Below are 10,873 nucleotides of genomic sequence, written 5' to 3' on the forward strand. Positions count from 1 at the left end.
GTCGAGGGTGGTCGCACCGATGGTCTGCAGCTCGCCGCGGGCCAGCTTCGGCTTGAGGATGCTGGCGGCGTCGATCGCGCCCTCGGCGGCACCTGCGCCGACGAGCGTGTGCAGCTCGTCGATGAACAGGATGATGTCGCCGCGGGTGTTGATCTCCTTGAGGACCTTCTTCAGGCGTTCCTCGAAGTCACCGCGGTAGCGGCTGCCGGCGACCAGCGAACCGAGGTCGAGGGTGTAGAGCTGCTTGTCCTTGAGCGTCTCGGGGACCTGGCCGTTGACGATGGCCTGGGCGAGACCCTCGACGACGGCGGTCTTGCCGACGCCCGGCTCACCGATCAGAACAGGGTTGTTCTTGGTGCGGCGGCTCAGGACCTGCATGACCCGCTCGATTTCCTTTTCCCGGCCGATGACCGGGTCGAGTTTGCCCTCGGCGGCGGCAGCGGTCAGGTTGCGACCGAACTGGTCGAGGACCAGCGAGGTGGACGGGGTGCCGGACTCGCTGCTGCGACCGCCGGTGCCCGCCTCCTGCGGCTCCTTGCCCTGGTAACCGCTCAGGAGCTGGATGACCTGCTGACGGACCCGGTTGAGGTCGGCGCCGAGCTTGACCAGGACCTGTGCGGCGACGCCCTCACCTTCGCGGATGAGGCCGAGCAGGATGTGCTCGGTGCCGATGTAGTTGTGGCCGAGCTGCAGGGCCTCGCGCAGCGAGAGCTCCAGCACCTTCTTGGCACGCGGGGTGAACGGGATGTGTCCCGAGGGTGCCTGCTGGCCCTGGCCGATGATCTCCTCGACCTGACTGCGGACACCTTCCAGGGAGATCCCGAGAGACTCGAGCGCCTTGGCAGCCACACCCTCGCCCTCGTGGATGAGGCCGAGGAGGATGTGCTCGGTACCGATGTAGTTGTGGTTGAGCATCCGCGCTTCTTCTTGGGCCAGAACCACAACCCGTCGCGCGCGGTCGGTGAACCGTTCGAACATTGTTCTCCCTCACATTGCTAGCGCCCCGGCCGCCGCGAGAACCACCTCGTGTGTCCGGTCGGGACAACGCGGTGCGGGTAGGCGACGACCAGCCTGCTTCCACTCTAGAGGTCGTCGCTGATGTACCTGCAGTTAACGCCCGTGCAGAGTGCACGGATTGACCGCGATGGCGGGGATGTGCACAGTACAACTGTGCAGGCCGGGGCTGTGTTCCCCGTCCGCTACGCCCAGAGCGAACGTGGCGCCGGACCACCCCGAATGGGGGACGTTGCGGGCTCAGGCCGACAGTACCGACAGGATGTTGCCCGACGGGTCGGTGAACCAGGCGATGTCCGGCTCCCCGTCACCACCCCGCACGATGCCCCGTTCGTCGTGTTCGAAGCCGTCGTAGCGCAGGATCCCGACGCCCTTGCCGACGAGATCGTCGACGGTCTTCTCGAGGTCGTCGACGGCGATGTTGAGGACGGTGAACTCCGCCGGTCGGTGATCGTCCTTCGGGTAGACCATCACCGTCGTCTGACGACTGACGCGGACCCCGGCGATACCCATCGCCGTCCCGAACCAGTTGCCGTCGCGCTCCTCGAGAGGTCTGACCCACTGGACGCCGAGTGCGTCGAGTCGCGCTGCAGTGGCGCGCGGGTCGTCGACCTCCACGTTGAGGATCACGCGGGCGCCGTCGCTGTTGCGTCCGGACACGTCGTCGCGTTTGTCGAACATGAGGTGGAAGCCGTCGAGTCCGACGACGTCGTAGCCGGGTCCGCCGTCGCCGGTGGACTCGACCTTCGCCTCGAACGCCGTGGCGTACCAGCGCGCGAGTTTCCCGGGGTCGTCGCTGGAGAGGAGCAGTGAGCCGATCGTTGCGGTTGCCATACCGATCCAGACCGGGTGGGGGCTCCGAATTCATCGCCGGCAATCGGCGAGTCGGGCAATTCACCCGACCACTCGAGTTCGGAGAGGCTAGCGTCATACGTCATGAGTGCCGGTGAGAGACCTGCAGTCCCGTCCACTCCTGCCACCCCGGACACCGGGGAACCGGCGCGACCCCGGAGCACGGTCAATCTGACCGTCTTCGTCGCGTCGGCGGCCATCGTGCTCGCCTTCGCGATCTGGGCGCTCGCGGCACCCGCCGCGGCGGAGAGCGTGATCAACGAGGTCCGCGACTTCATCACCCGCTGGTTCGGTTGGTGGTACTTCATCCTCGCCACCGCGATCGTCGGCCTGGTGGTCTTCATCGGGGCCAGCAAATACGGGCGGTACCGCCTCGGGCCGGAGGAGTCCCGCCCCGAGTACAGCCTCTTCACCTGGACCTCGATGCTGTTCGCCGCCGGCATCGGCATCGACCTGATGTTCTTCTCGGTCGCCGAACCGGTCACCCACTTCCTCAATCCCCCGACGGGCGCGGCGGAGACGAACTTCGCCGCACGGGAGGCCGTGACGTGGACCGTCTTCCACTACGGCGTCACCGGTTGGGCCATGTACGCCCTCATGGGCGGCGCCCTCGCCTATTTCGCGTTCCGGCACAACCTGCCGCTGACCATCCGCGCTGCGCTGTACCCGATCTTCGGCAAGCGGGTCGAGGGCCGGTGGGGCGACGCGATCGACGTCGCGGCCGTGCTGGGCACCATCTTCGGCATCGCGACGTCGCTCGGAATCGGCGTCGTACAGCTGAACTTCGGCCTCAGCGAGATCTTCGGCATCGAACAGGGCAAGGCGGCGCAGATCGGTCTGATCGCCCTGTCGGTGGTGATCGCGACCGCGTCGGCGACCTCCGGTGTGGACAAGGGCATCCGGCGGTTGTCGGAGATCAACGTGATCCTCGCGATCGGGATGCTGATCTACATCACCGTCGCCAAGGACGCCGACTTCCTGCTCAACGGCCTGGTCCAGAACGCCGGCGACTACGTCTCGACCTTCGCCGACCGCACCATGGACACCTTCGCCTGGGATCAGGTGAATCCGCAGCCCGGCAACGACGCCCGCGCGTTCGTCGACGGTTGGACGCTGTTCTTCTGGGCGTGGTGGGTTGCCTGGGCACCCTTCGTCGGCCTGTTCCTGGCGCGCATCTCGCGCGGCCGGACGTTGCGCCAGTTCATCTTCGGCGTTCTCGTGGTCCCGTTCAGCTTCATCCTGCTCTGGATCTCGATCTTCGGGAACAGCGCACTGGCGGTCGCCCGCGGCGACCAGGAATTCGCCGAGACCACCGCTTCTACACCAGAAGCCGGTTTCTACTCGCTGCTCGACCAGTACCCGGGTGCGACGCTGCTGATCGGTATCGCGACCATCACCGGCCTGCTGTTCTACGTGACGAGCGCGGACTCGGGATCGCTCGTGATGGGCAACTTCACCAGTCGCCTGAGCGGTCCGATGGAGGATTGCTCGACGTCGCTGCGCATCTTCTGGTCGGTCGCCATCGGTCTGCTGACGCTGTCGATGCTCTTCGCGGGCGGCGGCGACGGGTCGATCCTGACCCTCCAGGCCGCGACGGTCATCATGGGTCTGCCGTTCTCGTTCGTACTGGGTCTGATCGGGATCTCCCTGCTACGCGCGGTGCGCAACGAGTCCTACAAGCTCGACAGTTTCCGCGCGACGCTGCCGAAGGTGATCGCCGTCGGACGCGGCCCGACCGAGCAGAGCAGTTGGCGACAACGCCTGATCGGAACCCTCCGCTTCCCGGGTCGGGTCGCAACGCGCAAGTTCATCACGGCGACGGTGGTCCCGGCGATGCACGAGGTCGCCGAGCAGTTCGGACGCGAAGGGGTTTCGGCGACCGTCGACGAATCGGAAGCCAACGAGGGCCTGCCGTCACCTCGCCTCATCGTCGAACTGGCCGACGTCCCGGCCTTCGAATACTGCGTGTGGCCGGTGTCCGCGCCCACACCCACGTACGCGGTCCGTTCGCAGCGTTCCGACGACCGGTACTTCCGGTGCGAGGTGTATCTGACCGAGGGCTCGCAGGGGTATTCGCTGTCGGGATACACCCGGGAGCAGATCATCGGCGACATCCTCGACCAATACGAACGACACCTCGGGTATCTCCACCTGCGCGACTCGGCGGCCGACCATCACGACCACACCGAGGTCGACCCCGACACCAGCGGCGCCGCCGGCGACGCCGCGAACGCCGGTACCGTCGCAGAGACGGACATACCTGACAGCAACCCGGAAGGAGCACCCGCTCCATGAGCGACACTCTCTACATCGACGGCCGATGGTGCGCCGCAAAGTCCGGCAAGACCCGCGAAATCCGTTGTCCAGCGGACAATTCCGTCGTGGGCGTGGTGGCCGAGGCGTCCGCGGAGGACACCGAGGCGGCGATCGCCGCCGCCCAACGTGCCTTCGACGCCGGGGAGTGGAGCGGCACCCCGGCCGCCGAGCGCGGTGATCTGTTGCTGCGCGTCGCCGATCAGATCGACGCCCGCCGAGACGATTTCGTCCGTGCCGAGACGCTCGACACCGGCAAGCGGCCGTACGAGTCGGACATCGACATGACCGACATCGCCAACTGCTTCCGCTACTTCGGCAAGCTGGCGGCCCAGGATGCCGGTCGAGTCGTCGACACCGGGTCGCCCGATGCGGACTCGCGGATCGTCTACGAACCGGTCGGCGTCTGCGGTCTCATCACGCCGTGGAACTATCCGCTGCTGCAGGCGGCGTGGAAGGTCGCACCGGCGCTGGCCGCGGGCAACACCTTCGTGCTGAAGCCGGCAGAGCTGACTCCGCACACCTCGATCCTGCTGCTGGAAGTCCTTGACGGCCTGGGCCTTCCGGCCGGGGTCGCGAACCTCGTCCTCGGCGCCGGGGCGGATGCGGGCGCGCCGCTGTCATCGCATCCCGACGTCGACCTGGTGTCGTTCACCGGCGGACTCGTGACCGGCCGCGTCATCGCACGCGAGGCCGCGGCGACGGTGAAGAAGGTGGCCCTCGAACTCGGCGGCAAGAACCCCAATGTGGTGTTCGCCGACGCCTGCGCCACCGACGAGCTGCTCGCGGCAGCGGTGGACAACGCGCTCAACGCCGCGTTCCTGCACTCCGGCCAGGTCTGTTCGGCGGGCGCGCGACTCATCATCGAGGAGTCCGCGCACGACCGGTTCGTCGACGAATTGGTCCGTCGTGCCGAGGAGATCCGTCTCGGACTCCCCTACAGCGAGGGCACCGAGACCGGGCCGCTGATCTCCGAAGCCCACCGCGAGAAGGTGCACGCCTACGTCGAGCAAGCTCGCGCCGACGGTGCGGTGATCCGTACGGGCGGCGCCTTCGCCACCGGCGACCAGGGGTCGGGGAAGCTCGACGACGGTTGGTTCTACCTGCCCACCGTCATCGACCGCGCCGATCGTTCGATGGCCTGCGTGCACGACGAGGCCTTCGGGCCGACCGTGACCGTCGAGACCTTCACCACCGAGGACGAGGCGGTGACGCTGGCCAACGACACCGTCTACGGCCTCGCCGGCGCGGTGTGGTCGTCCGACGCCGCTCGTGCGCGACGCATCGCCGGCCGAATCCGGGCAGGCACGGTGTGGGTCAACGACTTCGGGCCCTACCTTCCCCAGGCGGAGTGGGGTGGTTACGGTCAATCCGGTTTCGGCCGTGAGCTCGGGCCGTCGGGCCTGGCCGAGTACCGCGAGGCAAAGCACGTCTACGAGAACCTCCGGCCGGGTGTGACCGGCTGGTTCGAGGACCGGAAGGGACAGCAGCAGTGAGTGAGTCGTACGACTACGTTGTCGTCGGAGGCGGTTCGGCGGGTGCGGCGGTGGCGTCCAGGTTGTCCGAGGACCCGTCGGTCACGGTGTGCCTCCTGGAAGCCGGCCCGTCCGACGTCGGGGACGACGCGATCCTGCGACTCGACCGCTGGATGGAGCTGCTCGAGTCCGGTTACGACTGGGACTATCCCATCGAACCGCAGGAGAACGGCAACGACTTCATGCGGCATGCTCGTGCAAAAGTGCTGGGCGGCTGCAGTTCCCACAACAGCTGTATCGCCTTCTGGGCACCGCGTGAGGACCTCGATTCCTGGGAACGCAACTTCGGTTGCGCGGGTTGGGGTTCGGAGGAGCTGTACCGCCTCTACCCGCAGATCGAGACCAACGACGCCCCCGGCGATCACCACGGCCGCAGCGGCCCGGTCCACATCATGACGGTGCCGCCCAACGATCCGTGCGGTGTCGCCGTGCTCGACGCCTGCGAGACGGTCGGCATCCCGCGAGCCGAGTTCAACAGCGGTACGACGGTCGTCAACGGCGCCAACTTCTTCCAGATCAACCGACGCCCCGACGGTGTGCGCGCCTCCTCGTCGGTCAGCTACCTCCACCCGAATCTCGAGCGCCCGAATCTCACGGTCCGCACCGGCTCCTGGGCCAAGCACATCGTCATCGAGAAGGTCGACGGCGAGTTGCGGGCCGTCGGCGTCGACATCACGGACAACGCTTTCGGCCGCACCATGAGGATCGAGGCCGGCCGTGAGGTCATCGTGTCGACCGGTGCCATCGACACCCCGAAGCTGTTGATGCTCTCCGGGATCGGTCCGGCCGAGGATCTACGTCAGCACGGTATCGACGTCCTTGTCGACTCCCCCGGCGTCGGCGAACACCTCCAGGACCATCCCGAGGGTGTCATCGGTTTCGAGACGAAGAAGCCCATGACGCAGGAGTCGACGCAGTGGTGGGAGGCCGGCATCTTCACCACGGTCGACGACGGTCTCGACCGACCGGACCTGATGATGCATTACGGCAGCGTGCCTTTCGACATGCACACCCTGCGCCAGGGCTACCCCACCAGCGAGAACACCTTCTGCCTGACGCCGAACGTCACCCATGCACGATCGCGGGGCACGGTGAAGCTGCGGTCGCGCGACTTCCGCGACAAGCCGCGCGTCGATCCCCGGTACTTCACCGACCCCGAGGGTTACGACATGCGGATCATGACCGCCGGTCTCCGGAAGGCACGCGAGATCGCCGCGGCCGCACCACTGCAGGAATGGGTTGCGCGCGAACTCTATCCGGGCCCCGACACCACCAGCGACGAGGAACTCGCCGACTACATCCGGCGCACCCACAACACGGTCTACCACCCCGTGGGCACGGTCCGGATGGGACCGCCGGACGACGACATGTCGCCGCTCGACCCCGAGCTGCGGGTCAAGGGGGTCACCGGCCTGCGCGTCGCCGACGCGTCGGTCTTCCCCGAGCACACCACCGTGAACCCGAACATCACCGTGATGCTCGTCGGGGAACGGTGCGCGGAGCTGGTGGCCGCAGCGCGATAGATCCTCAACTACTGAACGAGTCGACGACGCGGTCGAGGACCGCGGCAACCTCTGCGGTCGCCGCCTCGCGGTCCTCAGCCGCGGCGACGTAGAGCGCTGCCTCGTCGAGCGCGCCGATGGCCACGTGGGCGAGCGGTCGGGTCGGTTGGTCGACGGCCTGTCCGGCCGCGATCGCCGCCTCGATCAGCCCCTCGACGAGCGCGAAGCCGAACTCCTCGCCGCGTGCGCGCCACTGCGCCCAACCGAGGACGGACGGCGCCTCGACGAGGGTGATCCGGTGGACCGAGGGCTCGGTGCAGAGTTCCAGAAAGAGCCTCATGCCCGATTTGAGGGCGGCGATCGGGTCGTCGGCCGCGAGTTCGGCGGACCGTTCGGCGATCTGCGCGACCACGTCCTGTTCCACCGCGTCGTAGACCGCGGTGAACAGTCCCTTCTTGTCGTCGAACTGGTGGTAGAGCGCGCCGCGGGTCACACCCGCCTCGTCGACGATCTCCTGGGTCCCGACGTCGGCGAACCCGCGCTCACCGAAAAGCTTGCGACCTGCGGCGATGAGCGCCGCACGGGTCGCTGCCGTTCGCTCGGCCTGGGTCCGACGATTGACTTTCATACAGTCTGCACGTAACTTTCATACTCAGTGTTCGTAAGTTCACCGAGTCTACGAGAAGCGGACCTCGCCATGGCAAACATGCTGCCGACCGTCGAACTCCCGTCCGGGGTCATCGAGTACGCCACCTACGGACCCGCCGATTCCGCCCTGCCGCCGATCGTCTTCATGCACGGGGCCGTCGTCGATCACCGGCTGTGGGAACCGGTCGCCGAGCTCCTCGCCGAGCGCGGCCACCGGTGTCTCGTTCCGCTGATGCCGCTCGGTTCACACCGAATCCCGTGGGGACCGGATGCGGACCGTTCACCTCGCGGCGCCAGCCGGTTGTTGCGCGAGTTCGTCGGGCACTTCGACCTGCCGTCGGCGACGCTGGTGGCCAACGACACCGGTGGCGCGGTCACCCAGTTCGCCCTCGACGAGGACCCGCACTTCGTCGGCCGCCTCGTGTTCACCAATTGCGATGCCTTCGATCTGTTTCCGCCGCAACCGTTTCGGTTGTATTTCACGTTGATGCGGCAACGATTCCTGCTGAAGCCGCTCGTCGAGGCGATGCGCATCAAGGCCTTGCGGCATTCCCCGCTCGGCGTCGGCCTGCTGCTCAACGATCCCGATCCCGACCTCACCGGTTCGGTGTTCACTCCCCTTCAGGACGACGCCCGCATCCGCGACGACTTCATCGCATTCCTGCGCGAGATCAGCCCGGCGCAGCTCGCCACGGTGACCCCACACATGTCGCGGGTCGACCTGCCCGTCCGGTTCGTGTGGGGTCGCGACGACCGGTGTTTCACTCTCGAACACGGTCGAAGATTCGCCTCGGTCTTCCCCGGAGCCCACGGCGAGGGCGCCCGGTTCGTCGAGGTCCCCGACGCCCGGACATTCGTCTCGCTGGACCAGCCGCAGGCGGTGGCCTCGGAGATCGCGGCGTTCACGACGCAAGCGTCGAAGCGCTGAAAGAAACTTCGCCGAAGGGCGTCGGATTCCGGGGCCCGCGCACGACGATGAAGATGTGAGCAGCGACCAACCGGCGTCTTCCGGACCAGAGGGACTGCTGGCGGTGTACGACCAAGCACTGCCGGCCGTCTACGGGTTCGTGGTCCGTCGCTGCGCGGACCGACGTATTGCGGAAGACGTGACCTCGGAGACCTTCCTGGCCGCGATGGACTCTGTCCGCCGGCACCGGGACACCGAACCGACCACTCCATGGCTGATCGGGATCGCGCGGCACAAGCTCGCCGATCACTGGCGGCGCGCCCAACGCACGCCGGAACCTGTGGAGGATGTACCCGACCACGGGGACGATCCGTGGGACACCGAACTCGACCGCATGGTCGCCCACCACACGCTGGGGCAACTGACGCCGATCCACCGCGCGGTGCTCACGTTGCGCTACGTCGACGACCTTCCCGTCGGCGAATGCGCCGAGATCCTCGGTCGCACGGTCGGTGCCACCGAGGCGCTTCTCACCCGCGCGAAGCGCGCCTTCCGCGCGGCCTACCCCGAACCACAACGCCAGAGCAGCGGGAGAGGAGGTCACGCATGAACACCCGGAACAGCACACGCTTCGGCGAGGCACGGGATCCGTTGCACGCACTGCGCGCAGCCGACACCCCCGGCTTCGACGAGCCTGTCCAGCCCGACCGCGACTTCGCCGCGTCCCTGCGCGACCGACTCGAACGCGGGGCGACCCTACCGCAAGGAGTCATCATGTCCACCGCAACACAATTCGACGAGACCGCTACCGCGGAGGCGACGAGCGCGCTGCCCGTGGTCGAGCGACCCGGCGCACTTCCCTACCTCACCGTGGCAGAGCCGCAAGCCGCCATCGACTGGTACACCGCCAACCTCGGTGCTCGGCTCCGCGGCGAACCGATCATCATGGACGACGGTGCAATCGGGCACGCTGAACTCGAAATCGGCGGCGGGGTCGTCTATCTCGCCGGCGAGTTCCCCGACCTCGGTTTGCGGGCGCCCGCCCCCGGTCATGTATCGGTGAGCCTGATGCTCGAGGTCGACGACACCGACGCCGCGATCACCACCGCGTCACGCGCGGGCGCCGCAGTGACCCGCGAGCCCTACGAGGCGTACGGTTCACGCACCGGTGTCATCGTCGACCCGTTCGGACACCGCTGGATGCTGACCGGGCCGTCGAAGACCCAGCTTTCCAACCGGATTCGTCAGGGCGACATCGGCTACATGTCACTGAACATCCCCGACGCCGCGCGCGCTCGACGTTTCTACGCCGCAGTGCTCGGCTGGGAGTTCGACCCCGAAGGTCGTCGCGTGACCAACGTCGGGCATCGGCTCGGCATCTTCGAGACCGACGGCGAGCCAACGGTGTTCTGCGCCTACGCCGTCGACGACCTCGAGGCAGCGCACGCGCGGATCGTCGCGGCCGGCGGGCGAGGCGAGTTCGGGACGAGCCCCGACGGTCACCGCGTCATCGACGCCGTCGATGCTCAGGGCGTGCGTTTCGCGGTGTTCGCGCCCGAACCCGGCGACGCCCGACCCGACCAGCACCCCCGCGGCATCGGGGCGATGAGCTACCTGACCGTGATGACCCCCGACAGCGCCCGCTTCCGCGACTTCTACGGGTCGGTACTCGGCTGGACCTTCCACGGCGGACGCATCGACGACGGCTGGGAAGTCGATGACAGCCGACCCCAGGTCGGGATCGGCGGTGGCGCCGACACTTCCGTAGCGGTGCCGATGTGGGTGACCGACGACGTCGAGGAGGCGGTCGAACGTGTCCGCGCTGCCGGCGGCACCGTCCTCGAGGAACCGCGCACCGCGCCCTACGGCGTCTCCGCCCGGTGCGCCGACGACCAGGGAGCTCAGTTCTACCTCGGCCAGTTGTTCTGAGGGCCTGACGCCTAGACCTCACTTCGACGGTGCGACTTCGATCGAAGTCTCACCGTCGGATTGATGTCGCGCACGATTTCAGATCGGTTGATCATTCAGCCGCACAATGTATTAGCTCACTGGTCCTGTGGATGAGAATCCGAGTTTGTCGGTGGGGTGATCTAGATTGGTTG

General features: G+C 67.2%; 8 protein-coding genes and 1 pseudogene. 6 read left to right on the forward strand and 3 right to left on the reverse strand.

The genetic code is table 11. The annotated features are described in order from the left end of the window. A pseudogene (gene clpC1 / locus OK17_RS22365) lies at window positions 1-978 on the reverse strand (ATP-dependent protease ATP-binding subunit ClpC); the annotation flags it as partial. Between the two features lie 276 nt (window positions 979-1,254). Further along, the gene (locus tag OK17_RS22370) at window positions 1,255-1,848 is read right to left on the reverse strand and encodes a VOC family protein (RefSeq protein WP_461418801.1); all 594 of its coding nucleotides are present in this window, start codon (window positions 1,846-1,848) and stop codon (window positions 1,255-1,257) included. A 102-nt stretch (window positions 1,849-1,950) separates the two neighbouring features. Here OK17_RS22370 and betT point away from each other — a divergent pair, with 102 nt between their 5' ends. Genes betT through OK17_RS22385 form a run of 3 tightly spaced genes read left to right on the forward strand, consistent with a single transcriptional unit; the run spans window position 1,951 to window position 7,237 of the window. After that, complete coding sequence (betT, locus tag OK17_RS22375; RefSeq protein WP_232715951.1) at window positions 1,951-4,161, forward strand: choline BCCT transporter BetT; 2,211 nt, start codon at window positions 1,951-1,953, stop codon at window positions 4,159-4,161. Then, the gene (locus OK17_RS22380; protein WP_461418802.1) at window positions 4,158-5,675 is read left to right on the forward strand and encodes an aldehyde dehydrogenase family protein; all 1,518 of its coding nucleotides are present in this window, start codon (window positions 4,158-4,160) and stop codon (window positions 5,673-5,675) included. Before betT ends, OK17_RS22380 begins: the two co-directional genes overlap by 4 nt. Continuing rightward, window positions 5,672-7,237, forward strand: a complete 1,566-nt coding sequence (locus OK17_RS22385; protein ID WP_461418803.1) for a GMC family oxidoreductase — start codon at window positions 5,672-5,674, stop codon at window positions 7,235-7,237. The genes OK17_RS22380 and OK17_RS22385 overlap by 4 nt, the downstream gene beginning before the upstream one ends. Window positions 7,238-7,241: 4 nt before the next feature. Here OK17_RS22385 and OK17_RS22390 read toward each other — a convergent pair whose 3' ends face one another. Next, on the reverse strand, window positions 7,242-7,844 hold the full coding sequence (locus OK17_RS22390; protein ID WP_461418804.1) for a TetR/AcrR family transcriptional regulator: 603 nt from the start codon (window positions 7,842-7,844) through the stop codon (window positions 7,242-7,244). 69 nt (window positions 7,845-7,913) lie between these two features. Here OK17_RS22390 and OK17_RS22395 point away from each other — a divergent pair, with 69 nt between their 5' ends. Genes OK17_RS22395 through OK17_RS22405 form a run of 3 tightly spaced genes read left to right on the forward strand, consistent with a single transcriptional unit; the run spans window position 7,914 to window position 10,700 of the window. Next, a complete protein-coding gene (locus OK17_RS22395) occupies window positions 7,914-8,792 on the forward strand; it encodes an alpha/beta fold hydrolase (protein WP_461418805.1) in 879 nt (292 codons plus the stop codon). A gap of 55 nt (window positions 8,793-8,847) precedes the next feature. Beyond that, window positions 8,848-9,381 (forward strand): RNA polymerase sigma factor, encoded by a 534-nt coding sequence (locus OK17_RS22400; protein WP_232715956.1) that lies wholly within the window; start codon window positions 8,848-8,850, stop codon window positions 9,379-9,381. Continuing rightward, on the forward strand, window positions 9,378-10,700 hold the full coding sequence (locus OK17_RS22405) for a VOC family protein (protein ID WP_461418806.1): 1,323 nt from the start codon (window positions 9,378-9,380) through the stop codon (window positions 10,698-10,700). Before OK17_RS22400 ends, OK17_RS22405 begins: the two co-directional genes overlap by 4 nt. Window positions 10,701-10,873 lie beyond the last annotated feature (173 nt).

Source organism: Gordonia sp. GN26, from assembly GCF_054823965.1.

What these genes read in the sequence shown, in the direction of transcription:
- OK17_RS22370 (WP_461418801.1), bottom strand. Translation starts at nt 1,848, where the DNA reads ATGGCAACCGCAACGATCGGCTCACTGCTCCTCTCCAGCGACGACCCC.
- betT (WP_232715951.1), top strand. Translation starts at nt 1,951, where the DNA reads ATGAGTGCCGGTGAGAGACCTGCAGTCCCGTCCACTCCTGCCACCCCG.
- OK17_RS22380 (WP_461418802.1), top strand. Translation starts at nt 4,158, where the DNA reads ATGAGCGACACTCTCTACATCGACGGCCGATGGTGCGCCGCAAAGTCC.
- OK17_RS22390 (WP_461418804.1), bottom strand. Translation starts at nt 7,844, where the DNA reads ATGAAAGTCAATCGTCGGACCCAGGCCGAGCGAACGGCAGCGACCCGT.
- OK17_RS22395 (WP_461418805.1), top strand. Translation starts at nt 7,914, where the DNA reads ATGGCAAACATGCTGCCGACCGTCGAACTCCCGTCCGGGGTCATCGAG.
- OK17_RS22405 (WP_461418806.1), top strand. Translation starts at nt 9,378, where the DNA reads ATGAACACCCGGAACAGCACACGCTTCGGCGAGGCACGGGATCCGTTG.